This is a genomic window from Streptomyces sp. DvalAA-14, assembly GCF_900091855.1.
GTDB lineage: Bacteria > Actinomycetota > Actinomycetes > Streptomycetales > Streptomycetaceae > Actinacidiphila.
Genome location: NZ_FMCH01000571.1, coordinates 1 through 14548, shown reverse-complemented (window position 1 = coordinate 14548; position 14548 = coordinate 1). Strand labels below are relative to the sequence as shown.

Annotated in this window: 14 protein-coding genes; 6 read left to right on the top strand and 8 right to left on the bottom strand. The window is 72.7% G+C overall.

The genetic code is table 11. The features are described 5' to 3' along the window. From GA0115240_RS39070 to GA0115240_RS30990, 3 genes are all read right to left on the bottom strand, one after another. Positions 1-1789: acyl-CoA dehydrogenase family protein (locus GA0115240_RS39070; protein ID WP_093741868.1), on the bottom strand; the 1789-nt coding region annotated here is incomplete at its 3' end. Continuing rightward, positions 1786-2058, bottom strand: coding sequence for a phosphopantetheine-binding protein (locus tag GA0115240_RS30995; RefSeq protein ID WP_141709024.1), 273 nt, complete (start codon positions 2056-2058; stop codon positions 1786-1788). The genes GA0115240_RS30995 and GA0115240_RS39070, both read right to left, overlap by 4 nt. A 233-nt stretch (positions 2059-2291) precedes the next feature. After that, the gene (locus GA0115240_RS30990) at positions 2292-3125 is read right to left on the bottom strand and encodes an alpha/beta fold hydrolase (protein WP_093741865.1); all 834 of its coding nucleotides are present in this window, start codon (positions 3123-3125) and stop codon (positions 2292-2294) included. A 240-nt stretch (positions 3126-3365) separates the two neighbouring features. Here GA0115240_RS30990 and GA0115240_RS30985 point away from each other — a divergent pair, with 240 nt between their 5' ends. Next, positions 3366-4490 (top strand): DNA alkylation repair protein, encoded by a 1125-nt coding sequence (locus tag GA0115240_RS30985; protein ID WP_093741863.1) that lies wholly within the window; start codon positions 3366-3368, stop codon positions 4488-4490. Between the two features lie 36 nt (positions 4491-4526). Here the strand turns inward: GA0115240_RS30985 and glpK are convergent, their stop codons facing one another. Both glpK and GA0115240_RS30975 read right to left on the bottom strand, forming a co-directional pair. Continuing rightward, positions 4527-6044 carry a glycerol kinase GlpK gene (glpK, locus tag GA0115240_RS30980; protein WP_093741861.1) on the bottom strand — a complete coding sequence of 506 codons (1518 nt, stop codon included), beginning with the start codon at positions 6042-6044 and terminating at the stop codon, positions 4527-4529. A gap of 35 nt (positions 6045-6079) precedes the next feature. Continuing rightward, a complete protein-coding gene (locus GA0115240_RS30975) occupies positions 6080-6952 on the bottom strand; it encodes an MIP/aquaporin family protein (RefSeq protein WP_237555344.1) in 873 nt (290 codons plus the stop codon). 282 nt (positions 6953-7234) lie between these two features. On the opposite strand from GA0115240_RS30975, the gene GA0115240_RS30970 reads away from it, so the two are divergent. The 4 genes from GA0115240_RS30970 to msrA all read left to right on the top strand — a co-directional run bounded on the left by GA0115240_RS30970 (position 7235) and on the right by msrA (position 9067). Further along, positions 7235-7630: a hypothetical protein gene (locus tag GA0115240_RS30970; RefSeq protein WP_176725223.1), complete on the top strand. Its 396-nt coding sequence runs from the start codon at positions 7235-7237 to the stop codon at positions 7628-7630. A gap of 100 nt (positions 7631-7730) precedes the next feature. After that, entirely contained in the window at positions 7731-8045 is a 315-nt protein-coding gene (locus GA0115240_RS30965) for a hypothetical protein (RefSeq protein ID WP_093741857.1), read from the top strand. Positions 8046-8189: 144 nt separating this feature from the next. After that, complete coding sequence (locus GA0115240_RS30960) at positions 8190-8375, top strand: CsbD family protein (protein ID WP_093741855.1); 186 nt, start codon at positions 8190-8192, stop codon at positions 8373-8375. Positions 8376-8554: 179 nt separating this feature from the next. After that, positions 8555-9067 carry a peptide-methionine (S)-S-oxide reductase MsrA gene (gene msrA, locus GA0115240_RS30955; protein ID WP_093741853.1) on the top strand — a complete coding sequence of 171 codons (513 nt, stop codon included), beginning with the start codon at positions 8555-8557 and terminating at the stop codon, positions 9065-9067. Between the two features lie 96 nt (positions 9068-9163). Here the strand turns inward: msrA and GA0115240_RS30950 are convergent, their stop codons facing one another. Beyond that, positions 9164-10354 (bottom strand): PP2C family protein-serine/threonine phosphatase, encoded by a 1191-nt coding sequence (locus tag GA0115240_RS30950; protein WP_093741851.1) that lies wholly within the window; start codon positions 10352-10354, stop codon positions 9164-9166. Beyond that, positions 10351-11931, bottom strand: coding sequence for a sensor histidine kinase (locus GA0115240_RS30945; RefSeq protein WP_093741870.1), 1581 nt, complete (start codon positions 11929-11931; stop codon positions 10351-10353). Before GA0115240_RS30945 ends, GA0115240_RS30950 begins: the two co-directional genes overlap by 4 nt. A gap of 174 nt (positions 11932-12105) precedes the next feature. Here GA0115240_RS30945 and GA0115240_RS30940 point away from each other — a divergent pair, with 174 nt between their 5' ends. Next, entirely contained in the window at positions 12106-12990 is an 885-nt protein-coding gene (locus GA0115240_RS30940) for a response regulator (RefSeq protein WP_256070102.1), read from the top strand. Between the two features lie 76 nt (positions 12991-13066). On the opposite strand, the gene GA0115240_RS30935 is transcribed toward GA0115240_RS30940, so the two are convergent. Then, on the bottom strand, positions 13067-14473 hold the full coding sequence (locus tag GA0115240_RS30935; protein WP_093741847.1) for a S9 family peptidase: 1407 nt from the start codon (positions 14471-14473) through the stop codon (positions 13067-13069). Between the last annotated feature and the right edge of the window lie 75 nt (positions 14474-14548).

The following is a 14548-nucleotide window of genomic DNA, read 5'->3' as shown; positions in this document are numbered from 1 at the left end:
CCAGGTCGGCGTGCAGCCCGCCCCGGCGGACCTCCAGGTCGGCCGCTTCCTTCGGGCCGAGCAGGCCGCGGCCGACGAACCAGCCGAAGTCCTCGTCGACGCACCGCAGGGTGTACAGCTCGGCGAGGTCCGCCAGGACGGCGCGGGCGGCGGGGTCGGCGGCCCGGTCGGCGGCGGCGAACAGCGCCGCCGCGGCCGAGCGGCGGCCGCAGGTCTCGGCCAGCTGCCGCACCTGCGCCACCTGGTCGTTCCAGGTCGCGAACACCGAGCCGCGGGCGCGCTCCCCGGCCCGCAGTCCGGCCAGGATCTCCTGGCGCAGGCCCCGTGCCCGCCGCCCGAGCAGCCACAGCCACCAGCGGCCGGTGCCGGCGGCCGGGACATCGTCCTCGCGGGCGGCTTCGGTGCCGGTGCCGGTGCCGGATTCGGGAGCGGTATCGGTATCGGTATCGGTGCCGGTCAGCACCGCGTCGGGCTCGTCCAGCAGTTGCCGGCCCGCCTTGATCATGATGACCTCGTTGTCCCCCTCGGCGGTGATCACCCCGTGGTTCACCACCAGGTAGTCCATGATGCGGTTCGCCGAGAACAGCCCCTGGGCGCCGCAGCGTTCCCGGCAGACCTCCAGTACCTCGCGGGTGTTCCAGGAGGTCAGTGCCTTGCTGATGGCGGCCTGGCGGATGGTGGCCTCGTCCATCGGCCGGCCGCTCTCACGCAGCCGGGCCACCGCGGCCCGGGTGTCGTTGAAGAGGAATCCCATCGCGTAGGTCGCGGCCAACTGCTCGGCCAGGGCCGCGTGGTGGGTCCGGTAGTCGGCGAGCACGACCTGGCCGCGGCCCGGGGCGAAGGTCAGGCGCTGCCCGGCGTACCGCACGGCGATGGTCAGCGCGGCCCGGGACATCGCCAGCGAACCGGCGGTCAGGCAGATCTTGCTGCCCTCGATGTTCTCGATCGAGCCGAGAAAACGGGCGGTCTTGTCCCGGAGCAGGCCGCCCAGGGTGCCGTCGGCGGCCAGTTGGTCGCGTTCGTCGGCGAGCAGGGCGTCCAGTCCCACCCGGACCCGGTCGAAGGTGGTGACCGCGTTGTCCAGGGCGAGCACCGGCTTGGCCGGCAGCGGCACGATCCGCACGCCCGGAGCGCTGGTCCGGCCGTCGGTCAGCCGCACCAGGAAGGGCATGATGCCGCATTCCCGTCCGCCGACGAAGGTCCGCGCCAGCACGACGGCGAGTTTGGGAACGCCGTTGACGGTGGTGTTCGGCATGAATTTGCGCGCCCGGGGGCGGGGAGTGTGCAGCACGAACTCGCGGGCCGCCGGGTCGTAGCGGGCTTCGGTCTCCAGGGCGAGGAGGTTGTTGCCGTAGCCGATCTCACTGGCCATGAACACCCCTGCCGCCCGGAGCTCTTCGAGTTCCGTCACGACGGGGTCGAGGTCGCGGTGGCGGGCGGCGCGGCGCAGCAGACCGGCCAGCACCAGGTTGTAGTGGGAGGTCATGATGGCGAACAGGGTGCCGTCGGTGACGGCCGCCCACTCGTGCAGAGCGGTCAACCGGTGGACGTCGGTGAGCAGTTCACGGGCCGGGTGGACGAAGCGGTTGACGGTCTCCAGCCGCGCGTAGGCCCGGGCGGTGACGGCGGCGGGCGGCCCTGCCTCCTCGCCGGTGCGGTCGAACTCCGGTCCGGCGAAGAAAGCGGCCAGTTCGGCGCGCATCCGCTGCCGGCCGTCCGCCAGCAGGGCGGTGAGTTCCCGCAGGGTCTGCGGGGCCGGCTCTCCCGACGTGTGCGCCGCGCCGGTCACCGGTCCGGGCCCCGGCCCAGTGCCGGATGTGCATGGACGTAGTCCAGCACGTCGCGCGGAGTGGCGATCCGGTCCAACTCGGGGTCGGAGATCGGGACATCGAGCTTTTCCTGGAGTGCTTCGGCGAACTGGACCATCGCCAGCGAGTCGAAGCCGAGTTCGCGGAAGGAGGAGTCCAGCAGGGCCTCGCCGGTCGCCGGGAGGGTCCGGGTGTGCGGCAGGCATTCCTGCATCAGTTCTGCGAGTGCGCCGACGGATAAGGTTTCCACAGCATCTCACCCCCAGCGGACAGACCTTTGGGGAACTCTTCACCGCAGGTGATCTGCCGCGCTCTCTTTTCTAGTTGACCCCGCGACTCGTTGTCCATGCTCCGCTACGCCGAGGTAACGAGGTCCCCCGAACCAGGCCGGGGATTGTGCGGCCAGCACATGCCAGGGTCAGCGGGCTGGTGGGAGCGCCCTCCGCCCGGCCGAAGCCGCGCCCAGCAGTCAGCGGTCAGCGGTCAGCGGCCGAGGAAGTCGAGCAGGGCCGCGTTGCACTCGGCCGGGTGCGTCCAGCAGACGGCGTGCGGGCCCCCGGCGACCACCACGTGCTTCATGCCGGTGATCAGCCCGGCCAGCCGGTCCCCGCTGGCCTCCGGCGGCAGCACGCGGTCCTCGGAGCCCTGGACGACGAGGGTCGGCACGTCGACGGCGGGCAGGTCCGGTCGGAAGTCGGTGAGCCAGGCGCCGATGCAGTCCCGTGCGGCCCTGGCGGAGGCGGTTACGGCGGTGTTCCAGCTCGCCTGCCAGGCCTGGTCGCTGACCCGGGTGCCCCGGTGGACGTCGACGTCGTAGAGGACGTCGAGGAAGTCCTTCAGGAATGCGGGCCGGTCGGCCGCGCACGCCCGGGCCATCTCCTCGAACACCGAGGCGTCCATGCCGTCCGGGTTGTCGGGCGTCTTGCGCAGGTACGGCCCCAGCGGTGCGAACAGCACCGCGCGGCTGATCCGGGCCGAGCCGTACCGGGCCAGATAGCGGACGATCTCGCCGGTGCCCATGGAGAAGCCGACGAGCGCGGCATTGCGCAGGTCGAGCACGGTCAACAGCCGGTCGAGGTCGGCGGCCAGCGTGTCGTAGTCGTAGCCGGTGGCCGGCCGGCCGGAGGCGCCGAAGCCGCGCCGGTCGTAGGTGATGACCCGGCAACCGGCGTCCAGCAGGGCGAGTTCCTGCTTCTCCCAGGAGCGCCCGTCCAGCGGGTAGCCGTGGATCATCACCACGGGCCGGCCCGTTCCGTGGTCCTCGTAGGACACCTCGATCGCGGCGGAGTTCTCCTGGCCGACCTTCACATACGCCATGACAGGTGCCTCCACTGCGCGGCCGGGAACGGACGGGCGCCGCATCCGGGAGCGGCGCCAGGGCCGGTCGGGGCGGTCTCTGGGAGTAAACCATCGGAAAACCGGTCAGCACGGACATCAGCGGTGGTGTCCCCGGGCGCGCCGGTCGGAGTCCCGGCGCGGCACCCGTGCGCGGGCCGGCCGGCGGCCCCGGGATACTGGCCTCCCCCGCCGCGCGCGGGCAGCCCCACCGGAGGAAACGTGCCCACAGCGGAAGAACTGATCAGCGTCGCCTGCGTCCGCCGTCTCGCCGGGATCCTGCGGGCCGTGGCACCGGAGCAGAGCCGGTGGCGGGCGGTCACGGCGAGCAGCGAGGCACTGGGGCCGCTGGCGCTGGGCCAACGGGCGCGCACCGTCGCCGACGCGCTGCTCGCCGACCTGCCGGGCGGGTACCAGCGGCTGGCCGCTGTCGTCCGCACCGCGCTGGAGGTGCCCGACCTCACCGGCTGGATGATCTGGCCGGTGACGGAGGCGGTCGCCACCGCCGCCACCGCCTCGGACCAACCGGGCGACTTCGAGGACGGCCTGCGCCTGCTGGCGGCGCTCACCCCGCGCCTGACCGGCGAGTTCGCGCTGCGCACCTTTCTCAACGCCGATCCGCACCGGACCTTGGCGGCGGTCCGCGGCTGGGCGGGCGACCCGGACGCCGCGGTGCGCCGGCTGGCCAGTGAAGGCACCCGGCCGAGGCTGCCCTGGGCCAAGCAGGTTCCCGCGCTCAACGGTGAACCGGGGCTGACGCTGCCCGTCCTGGACCTGCTCCACCAGGACTCCTCGGAGGTCGTACGGCGCTCGGTGGCCAATCACCTCAATGACATCTCCCGGCTGGACCCGGCACTCGCGGTCGCCACCGCGCGACGCTGGCAGCAGGACCCGGCCGCCACCACCCCGGCGCTGATACGCCGCGCGCTGCGCACCCTGGTGAAGCAGGGCGACCCGGCGGCACTGGCGCTGGTGGGCTTTCGCGGCGAACGGGACGCGCTGCGCGTCGCCGGGCCCGAGGTGGCGGCGCGGGAGATCGCCGTCGGCGGGGAGCTGGAGTTCAGCGCCCGGATCGCCAACGCCTCGGGTGAGCCGGTGGTGCTCGCCGTCGACTACGTCATCCACTACCGGAAGGCCGACGGCCGTCTGGCGCCGAAGGTCTTCAAGCTGGCCAAGCGCACCCTGGCGCCCGGCGAGAGCGCCGAGGTGCTGCGGCGGCATTCCTTCCGCCCGATCAGCACCCGGGTCTACCACCCGGGGGGACACGCGCTGGAACTCCAGGTCAACGGGCACCGGTTCGGCCGGGCCGACTTCACCTTGCGCGCGGCGAGCGGGGCGGCCGGCTGACACCGGCCGCCCCGCTGTGCGCCTGGCTCCGGCCGGCTAGTCGACGTCGACCCAGCCGTAGGTGCGCTCGACCGCCTTCTTCCAGCCCGTGTAGCCGTCGGCGCGCTGCTCGTCGGTCCAGCCCGGCTCCCAGCGGCGCGACTCGTGCCAGTGCTCGCGCAGCTCGTCGGTGTCCCGCCAGAAGCCGGTGGCCAGACCGGCGGCGTAGGCGGCGCCCAGCGCGGTGGTCTCCGCGACGACCGGCCGGCTGACCGGGACGCCGAGCACGTCCGCCTGGATCTGCATGCACAGCTCGTTGGCGGTGACGCCGCCGTCCACCTTGAGGACGTCCAGGTGCACGCCGGAGTCCTGCTCCATCGCCTCGACCACGTCGCGGCTCTGGTAGCACATGGACTCCAGCGTCGCCCGCGCCAGGTGGCCGTTGTTGTGGAAGCGGGCCAGGCCGACGATCGCGCCGCGGGCGTCGGAACGCCAGTACGGCGCGAACAGGCCGGAGAAGGCCGGGACGAAGTAGATCCCGTCGCTGCCGTCGACGGTCTTGGCCAGCCGCTCGCTCTCGGGGGCGCTGCTGATGATCTTCAACTGGTCGCGCAGCCACTGCACCGCCGAGCCGGTGACGGCGATGGAGCCTTCCAGCGCGTAGACGGCCGGGGCGTCGCCGAACTTGTAGCAGACCGTGGTGATCAGGCCGTTCTGCGAATGCACGGCCTCGGTACCGGTGTTGAGCAGCAGGAAGTTACCGGTGCCGTAGGTGTTCTTGGCCTCGCCGACCGCGAAGCAGACCTGCCCCACGGTGGCCGCCTGCTGGTCGCCGAGCACACCGGTGATGGGGACCGGGGCGCTCAGCGGCCGGGAGGTGCGGGTGGTGCCGAAGGCCTCGGCGTGCGAGGACGGGTTGATCTTCGGCAGCATCGCGCGCGGGATGCCGAAGATGCCCAGCAGCTCGTCGTCCCAGTCGAGCGTCTCCAGGTCCATCAGCATGGTGCGGCTGGCGTTGGTGACGTCGGTGGCGTGGATGCCGCCGTTGGGACCGCCGGTGAGGTTCCACAGCACCCAGGCGTCGGTGTTGCCGAACACCGCGTGTCCCTGCTCGGCGGCCTCCCGCACCCCGTCGACGTTCTCCAGGATCCATTTGATCTTGCCGCCGGAGAAGTACGTGGCGGGCGGCAGCCCGGCCCGCTGGCGGATCAGGTCGCCGTGGCCCTCTCGCTCCAGCGCCGACGCGATCCGGTCGGTTCTGGTGTCCTGCCAGACGATCGCGTTGTAGTACGGACGGCCGTTGCGCGGGTCCCACACGACGGTGGTCTCGCGCTGGTTGGTGATGCCGATGGCCGCGAGGTCGGTCGCCGAGATGCCGGCCGAGCGGACGGCGCTCTGGATGGCGACGTTGGTCCGCTCCCAGATCTCGACCGGGTCGTGCTCGACCCAGCCGGACTTGGGCAGGTACTGGGTGTGCTCCAGCTGATGCTTCGCCACTTCGTTGCCGTCGTGGTCGAAGATCATGAAGCGGCTGCTGGTGGTCCCCTGATCCACCGCGCCGACGAAGTCCGCCATGGGTTGCTGCCTCTCGTGATGTGCGCGGTCGGGGCTCAGGCCTCGGGAGCGGGCGTGCGTCCCGGGGGCTCGGGAATGGGGGCCCGTCCGGGAGGCTCCGGCGCCGCTCCGGGCAGGAAACGCCCGATGAAGAGCTTGTAGAACACGCCACCGACCAGCGCGCCGACCAGCGGGCCGGCCACCGGCACCCACCAGTAGATATTGCCGAATTGGTCTCGCCAGGCCGTGTGGTAGCCGGTCGCGTAGCTCGCCAGCCGCGGGCCCAGGTCACGGGCCGGGTTGATGGCGTATCCGGCGTCGGTGCCCCAGGCCATACCGATGGCCACCACGACCAGGCCGATGATGAAGGGGCCGAGGTTGGCTCCCGGCGGGTTGTTCAGCACGTCGGTGATGCCCAGGATCAAGATCAGCAGGATCGCGGTGCCGATGATCTGGTCGCGGAACGCGCCCAGCTCGTGCACCCCGAAGACGGTCGAGCCGTTGCCGGGGAGGGTGGAGAACACCGTCTGCGTCTTGAAGGTGTGGCCCGGGTCGAATTTGGCCAGCACTTCGGTGTAGTTCCAGCGCACCAGCAGGGCCGCGACGAAGGCGCCGAGGAACTGGGCGCACCAGTACGGCACCACCTTGCGCCACGGGAAGCCCTTGAAGGTCGCCAGGCCCAGGGTGACCGCCGGATTGAGGTGGGCACCACTCAGCCGCGCCGCCAGATAGACGCCGAGGGTGACGCCGAACCCCCACGCCCAGGAGATGCTGTCGTGGTTGCCCAGCCCTCCCGGGGGGACTGTCAGGCCACCGCCGGCGGCCACCTGGGCCACTACGCCGGTGCCGAACAGAATCAGGATCATCGTGCCGGCGAACTCCGCCGACATCTCGCCGACCAACGCTGGACCGCGTGCCAGTGCCCTCATGGATTCCTGCTTCCCGCCGGTCGTACAGAGCCGGCTGTGGCTCGTCTTGCCCCCGGGTTTCCTTTCACACTGGAGCACGCGGCGACTGATCCGGCACCCCGTGTTGAGCCGCCCGGGTGGGGCCGGATCCGGGCGGCGCGCCCGGCCCCGCGGCGGCCCGCGGCGGCGCTCCGGCCACCGTTCGCGGCTCATCGCCTGTTGCGGGCACCGGAGTTCGGGTAGGCGCCCGTCATACGGGTCGAACGCAGGACCGGACATCGGATGACAATGGAGGCACGGACCATGACCAAGGCGAAGAGCGCCGGGCGGACGCAGCCCAAGGCAGCGGCCGCGGCCGGCAAGACCGTCAAGGGCTCGAAGGCCGGCAAGGCGGGCAAGGCCGGGAAGACCGCCGCGGCCAGCGCACTGTCCCAGACGCCGGGCAAGGCCAAGGCGGACGCGAAGGTGACCAAGCCGAAGTCCGCCTCGGCGGCCGGCAAGACCGTCAAGAGCGCCAAGGCGTCCAGCGCCGAGAAGACCGCCGCGGCCAGCGCGCTCGCCCAGACGCCCAAGAAGGCGCCGGGCAAGAAGGCCGTCACCGCCGCCGCGAAGGTGCTCGGTGACAAGAAGGCCACCAAGGCGGAGAAGTCCGAGGCCGCCAGCACCCTGGCCCGGGCCGGGTCGCACGGCGGGAAGTGAGGCGCGGTTCCGCCCGGCGGCACACCGGGCCGGCCCACGGCGGGCGGCCGCCGTTGCGCCGGTCAGGTGACCTCCGGCCGGAACCGGGCAGGCGTGCGCCATGGACGACATCGAGGACAACCAGCCGACGGAGGCCTACATCGGCCCCGCCACCGTGGTGACGAGCAGCGGCTTCATCCCCGTCGAGGCCGAGCTCTTCATCCGGCCCGATCCGACCGGGACGACCGTGCTCAAGACCTGGTCGGGCCATCTGGAGGCCGACACCGACGTGAATCTGTTCGCGGTGGCCACCAGCCCGTGCACGCTGCGGCTGCCCGACGGGCGGGAGGGCACCTTCATGCCCGGTGCGGTCACCGTGGGCACCGGGGTCATTCCGGTCACCGGCCGGGGGCTGGCCCCGTTCGCCAGCGAGTGAGGCAGCGTGACAGCAGGTGGTCGTCCGGCGACGGCGGGTGAACACCGGTCGCCGCCGGGTCGACGGCGAAGGACTGGTTTCGCCGGCGAATCGTCGGCAAGGCGAATCACTGGGACAATAACCGACCAGCAGGGAGCGACGGCGATGACCGAGCACGAGCACGACCACGAGAAGACCGACGCCAAGCTGGAGCAGGCCAAGGGCAAGGCCAAGGAGACCGTCGGCCGGGCCGTGGGCAACGAGTCCATGACGGCCGAGGGTCGCGCCGAGCAGGCCAAGGGCGACGCCCGGGAGGCCAAGGAGAAGATCAAGGACGTCTTCAAGGACTGACTCCGGCCTGCCGCACGGAAGGGGCCACCGGGATACCCGGTGGCCCCTCGGCGCGCCCGCCGCGGACTCCCCTCCGGGGCGCCCGCCAGGCCGCCGCCACGGGTGCCGGCCCAGGAATACCGGGGTGCCGCATCCTGTTCGAACCACCGGGGGAACCACGAGGACAGGGAGGAACAGAGATGGCCGCGCAGACGCAGAAGGCCGTGCTGGCCGGCGGGTGCTTCTGGGGCATGCAGGACCTGATCCGCCGGCAGCCGGGTGTGACCGACACCCGGGTCGGCTACTCGGGCGGCGACGTGCCCAATGCCACCTACCGCAACCACGGCACACACGCGGAGTCCATCGAGATCACCTTCGACCCGGAGCAGACCGACTACCGCGCGCTGCTGGAGTTCTTCTTCCAGATCCACGACCCGAGCACGAAGAACCGGCAGGGCAACGACATCGGTCTCAGCTACCGCTCGGCGATCTTCTACCTGGACGACGAGCAGAAGCGCGTCGCCGAGGACACCATCGCCGACGTGGACGCCTCCGGCCTGTGGCCGGGCAAGGTCGTCACCGAGGTCGAGCCGGCCGGTCCCTTCTGGGAGGCCGAGCCGGAGCACCAGGACTACCTGGAGCGCTACCCGGACGGATACACCTGCCACTTCCCGCGCCCGGGATGGCAGCTGCCGGTCCGCCAGAAGGGCTGACTCCGCAGCGCCCCGCGCCGCTCGGGCGGCGCGGGCGGCAGCACGGATCACCGCCGGCCGACGGCACCTGGATCAGGGGTTCCGGTGAATCAGGCGTTACGGCTGGTCGCGGCTGAGCAGCAGGATCGCCACATCGTCCAGGTGACGGCCGGCGTCGAGTTCACGGGTGACGGTGGTCAGGTGGTCGATGAGGGCCTGGCCGGCCGGGTCGGGCGCCTCCGCGATGATCGAGATCAGCCCCTCGGTGCCCAGTCGCTCCCGACCGACACCGGTATGGCCCTCGGTGAGACCGTCGGTGTAGAGCAGCAGCGTCGCGGTGGGCGGCAGCTCCAGCCGGGCGGGCAGCCAGTCGGCCGCGCCGGGCATGAGGCCGAGCGCCACCCCGCCGGGAGCCGGCAGCGGCCGGGCCGCGCCGTCCTCGATGAGCAGCGGCGTCTCGTGGCCGGCCAGCGTGATGTCCAGGCAGCTGGTGGCGGGGTCCAGCGACAGCGTCGCGACCGTGGCGAACATCGCTGAATACGTGCGCTCCGCGACGAGGATCTGCTCCATCAACGCCAGCAGGTTCGTACCGCGGTGCCCGCCGAGGATCAAGGTCCGCCACGCGATGCGCAGGCAAACGCCGATGCCCGCCTCGTCCGGGCCGTGGCCGCTGACGTCGCCGATGACGGCGTGCACCATCCCGTCCGGGGTCTCCACCACGTCGAGGAAGTCCCCGGCCAGCAGCGCGCCCTCGCGGCCCGGCAGGTAGCAGGAGGTGGGCACCACCCGGGTGCCGCTGAGCATCGGCACCGGCAGCAGACTGCGTTCGAGCCGGCTGTTCTCCTGGGCCCGGTGCTGATTGGCGCGCAGTTCCGCCGCGGTGCGCTCGGCGTGCTTGCGGTGGACCGCGTACCGCACCGCCCGGTCCAGCAGCTCGCCGCTGACCGTGCCCTTGACCAGGTAGTCCTGGGCGCCGGAGGCGACCGCCTCGATGCCCGCGCCCCCGTCGGCCAGCCCGGTGAGGACGATGATCGCCGCGGCCGGGCAGGCGTTCTGCACCCGGGTGACGGCGCCGGTGCCCGAGGCGTCGGGCAGGTGCAGGTCCAGCAGCACGCAGTCGGGGGCCTGGCGGCCGACGCTGGCCATGCCGGCGGCCAGCGTCTGGGCCCACTGCAGGTCCACGCTGAGCGAGGTGTCGGCCAGGTACTCCTCGACCAGCAGCGCGTCGCCGGGGTCGTCCTCGATGAGCAGGATCCGGTAGCTCACCGCGGTGAGGGCCGGGGTCTGCGCGGTCTCGCCGGTACTCACCGGACCACCGCCTCGGCGGCGGGCTCGACGGGGGCGGCGGCCGGTCCCGGCAGGGTGAAGGTGAAGCGGGTGCCCGGACGGTGGTCCGGGTCGATGGTGATGGTGCCGCCGTGGAACTCCACGATCTTCTTGCACAGCGCCAGACCGATGCCGTTGCCCGGATAGGCGTCCCGGGTATGCAGCCGCTGGAAGATCACGAACACCTTCTCGGCGAATTCGGGCGCGATCCCGATCCCGTTGTCGGCGATGGCGAAGGACCACAGCTCGCCCTGCCGTTCGACGGACACACGGACGCGCACCGGGCGCTCCGGCGAGCGGAACTTGATGGCGTTGGAGACGAGATTCTGCAGCAGCATGCCCAGCTGGGTGGCGTCACCGGTGACGACCGGCAGCGGGTCGTGGGTCACCTCGGCGCCGGACTCCTCGACGACCATGCTCAGCGCGTCCACCGTCCGCCCGAACAGCTGCTCCAGGTCCACCGTCGAGGTGTCGGAGTGCAGCCGGCCGACCCGGGAGAAGGCCAGCAGGTCGTTGATCAGGGTCTGCATCCGGTTGGCGCCGTCGACGGCGTACTCGATGTACTGCCCGGCCCGGTCGTCGAGCTGGTCGCCGTAGCGGCGCTGGAGGAGTTGGCAGAAGCTCGCCACCTTCCGCAGCGGCTCCTGGAGGTCGTGCGAGGCCACATAGGCGAACTGCTCCAGCTCGGCGTTGGAGCGGCGCAGATCGGTGGCCTGGTCGTCCAGCTGGGCGCGGGCCGCGTCGCTGAAGGCCAGCTCGGCCACCAGGCGTTCGCGCATCGATTCCACGTCCTGGGCCAGGCTGCGCAGGTCGGCCGGGCCGAAGGAGGACACGTGGTGGTCGAAGTGCCCCTCGGCCACCCGCCGCACGTCGTCGGAGAGCTGGCCCAGCGGCAGCGTCACCCCGCGGCGCAGGCCGGCGAAGACCAGGCCGGTCATGACCAGGATCACCAGGGCGATGACGGAGAAGATCAGGTCGCGGAAGTCGCGGGCGCCCTGCAGGTCGGACCGGGCCTGGTCGCGGGCGTTCTGCAGCGTCTGCTGGAGATGGCCGGAGGCGGCCCGGACGGCGTCGAAGTCGTGTTTGGCCTCGTCGGCGCGCTCGGTGGCCAGCGCGATCGGCGCGCCGCCGGGCGACGCCGCCACCGGGCGGGCGAAGCGCTGCTGCCAGGTCTGGGCCCGGTCCAGCAGCCGCTGGAGGTCCGCCAGGGCGGTCTTGTCGTCCGCCAGCAGGACCCGTAGCCGCGCGGTGCTGCTCGCTTGCGTGGTCAGACCGTTGGTGTACGGCGCCAGGAACGACTGCTGGCCGGTCAGACCGTAGCCGCGCACCCCGGTCTCCTGGTCGGTCAGCGACTGCTCGAGCTGCACCGAGGACACCAGGGCGGGCGTGCTCCGGTCCACCAGCCGGTTGGAGATCTCGGTGGAGCGCGCGAAGACCCAGGCACCGGTGACGGCCAGGGCGGTCAGCACCACCAGGGCGGCGCAGGCGCCCGCCACCAGCCATCGGCGCGTCGTCCACCCCGCGGGGTGGCCGGGCCGCACCGCGGCGCCGGGACGCATGCGGGAGTACCCGGCCTCGTCTGTCGGTATCACGCCCGTCACGGTGACTCCTCGATGTCCCGCCCGCTGCGGACAGCGGGACCCTGGTGCCGCTGGACGACCACGACCGCGCCATGTTACCCAGCGGGACAACTCCGGTTGTCACCTGCCTGGGCGAACTCGTATGGTGAGGCGGTGCCACCTGAGCGGTCCACCCCGCAGCTCGACCACGGCGCACTGACCGCCCTCGCCGAGCGGGCCGTCGAGGATCTCGCCCACCGGCTGGCCACCCAGGTCTATCCCGCCCCGCGCGCCGCGACCTCCGCGCAACCGGCGGGCCCGGCCGGCCCGGCGGGCGGGGACAGCGGCCCGGACGACAGCGGCGACCGGGGGCCCGGCGCGGGCCCGGACGACCCGCTGGCCCGGTTGCGGGTCCTTTCGTACATCCTCCGGGCGGTGGACAGCCGCGCCGCGCACGAAGCCTCGGCCGCCGCCCGCCAGGGGGCCACCTATCCCGATCTCGGCCGCGCCTGGGGCATCACCCGCCAGGGCGCCCGCCGCCGCTGGCCGGGACTGGTCTTCACCGCCCGGCCGCCGTCCCGTCCCGTCCCCGCCCAGATACGCAGGAGTGCCTCAGTGAACGCTCTTCTTCCCACGCGCACTTACAGCGTGCTCCTCGTCGAGGACGACCCGGCCGACGCGCTGCTCATCGAGGAGGCGCTCACCGACCGCGGTGTCGCCACCCGCTCGATCTGCCGCGCCAACGACGGCATCGCCGCGCTGGAGTACCTGCGCTCGCCGGACAACCCGCGGCCCGACCTGATCGTGCTGGACCTCAACATGCCGCGGATGAACGGCCGCGAGCTGCTGGCGGTCCTCAAGGAGGACGCGGTGCTCGGCATGATCCCGGTCGTGGTCCTCACCACCTCCTCCACGCCCAGCGACATCTCGGCGGCCTACCACCAGCACGCCAACGCGTACGTCACCAAGCCGGTCAATCTGGACGACTTCCTGGAGGCGGTCCGCGGCATCGACGACTTCTTCTTCGAGACCGCGAGCGTGGTACCGCTGCCGGAGTAGGCGGTGGCCGCCCCGCCCCCGGCAGGGGTCCGGCCGGGGGGCGTCCGGCGAGCAGCCGGGGTCTGGCAGGAGGGCGTCAGCTCGTCCAGCGGGTCAGCCAGTCGCCCGCGGCGGCGTGGAACCGCTCGCGGTTGGCCCGCCGGGCCAGGTCGTGGCCCTCGTCGTCGAAGATCAGCAGTTCGGCGGGCACTCCCCGGCGGCGGGCGGCCCGGACGAACTGCTCGGACTCGCCGGGCGGCACATTGGTGTCGAGCGCTCCGTGCACCGCCAGCAGCGGGGTGCGCAGCGCGTCGACGTGCGTCATCGGTGACAGCAGCGCGAGCAGGTCGTGGTCGTGCACGGGGTGGCCGTACTTGACCGCGGCGGACTCGGCGATCCACGGTTCGGTGCCGGCGAAGAAGGTGGCGAAGTCCGACATGCCGCTGACCGCGACCCCGGCCCGGAACAGGTCGGGGTGGCGGATCAGGGCGGCCATCACCAGGTAGCCGCCGTAGGAGCGGCCCATCACGGTCAGCCGCCGCGGGTCGGCCAGGCCCGCCGCCACCAGGTGGGCGGCGCAGTCGGCCACGTCGTCGACCGCCGCGATCCGGCCGGCGCCGCGGTCGGCGGCCAGGAAGGCCCGGCCGTGGCCGGACGAGCCGCGCACATCGGGTGCGAAGACATGCAGGCCGCGCGCCAGCAGTGCCTGGTAGAGCGGTTCGAGCACGGGGCGTTCCTGGCTCTCGGGTCCGCCGTGCAGATGCACCACGCAGGGTCCCGGGCCGGCCGGGCCGGGCGCGCGGTGGAACCAGCCGGTCAGCACGGTGCCGTCCCGTGCGGTGAGCTCCAGCGGCGCGGGCGGTACGGGCCGGGCCGCGGTGGGCGCCGGCGGGGTCCAGGGTGTGCGGGTGGCGCGGCCGGTGGCGGCCGCGGTCCACACGCCGGGCTGCCGTGCGGAGCCCGACAGCGACAGCAGCCAGCCGCCGGCCGCGTCGGCCTCCGCGCGGGTGATCACCTCGTGCGGCAGCGGCACGTCGCGGACCTCCGACAAGGTGCCGTCGGCGCCCAGCACGGCGGTCTGCAGGATGCTGCGGCCCCGGTCGTTCCAGGCCAGGGCGGCGCGCCCGGCCGCGGGGTCGGCGGCGAAGAGCTCCAGGTCGGCGCCGTCCCGCGCGGTGACCGACCTGATCGTGCCGGAGCTGCCGTCGGCCCGCAGTTCCACGGCGAGCAGCGCCGCGTACTCGCGGTCCTCGTCGCTGCGCAGCCACAGGAGGCGTCCGTCGGGGGAGAAGCGGCCGATCCAGGGGTCGCCGTCGGCGGCGGGCAGCAGACAGGTCTCACGTCCGTCGGCCGCGTCCACCACCACCGCTTCCCGGTGCCCGCGCGGACCGCGCCGCAGCAGCATCCGGCGTCCGTCGGCGCTCACATCGCAGATCCGCAAGGTGGCCGATCCCGCCTCGACCGCGACCCGCCGCGGCGCGCGCCGCCCCTCCGGGTCCACCACGCGAGGCCGCCTAGCACCCTTGGCGGGCGGCCCGGCACGGCGGCCTCGGACGGCGCGCGGGTCCGCGGGGCCCTG

Excerpts from the sequence above, each read along its gene's own strand:
- GA0115240_RS30945 (WP_093741870.1), bottom strand. The coding sequence starts at position 11,931 with ATGCGTCCCGGCGCCGCGGTGCGGCCCGGCCACCCCGCGGGGTGGACG.
- GA0115240_RS30990 (WP_093741865.1), bottom strand. The coding sequence starts at position 3,125 with ATGGCGTATGTGAAGGTCGGCCAGGAGAACTCCGCCGCGATCGAGGTG.
- msrA (WP_093741853.1), top strand. The coding sequence starts at position 8,555 with ATGGCCGCGCAGACGCAGAAGGCCGTGCTGGCCGGCGGGTGCTTCTGG.
- GA0115240_RS30970 (WP_176725223.1), top strand. The coding sequence starts at position 7,235 with ATGACCAAGGCGAAGAGCGCCGGGCGGACGCAGCCCAAGGCAGCGGCC.
- GA0115240_RS30965 (WP_093741857.1), top strand. The coding sequence starts at position 7,731 with ATGGACGACATCGAGGACAACCAGCCGACGGAGGCCTACATCGGCCCC.
- glpK (WP_093741861.1), bottom strand. The coding sequence starts at position 6,044 with ATGGCGGACTTCGTCGGCGCGGTGGATCAGGGGACCACCAGCAGCCGC.
- GA0115240_RS30975 (WP_237555344.1), bottom strand. The coding sequence starts at position 6,952 with ATGAGGGCACTGGCACGCGGTCCAGCGTTGGTCGGCGAGATGTCGGCG.
- GA0115240_RS30960 (WP_093741855.1), top strand. The coding sequence starts at position 8,190 with ATGACCGAGCACGAGCACGACCACGAGAAGACCGACGCCAAGCTGGAG.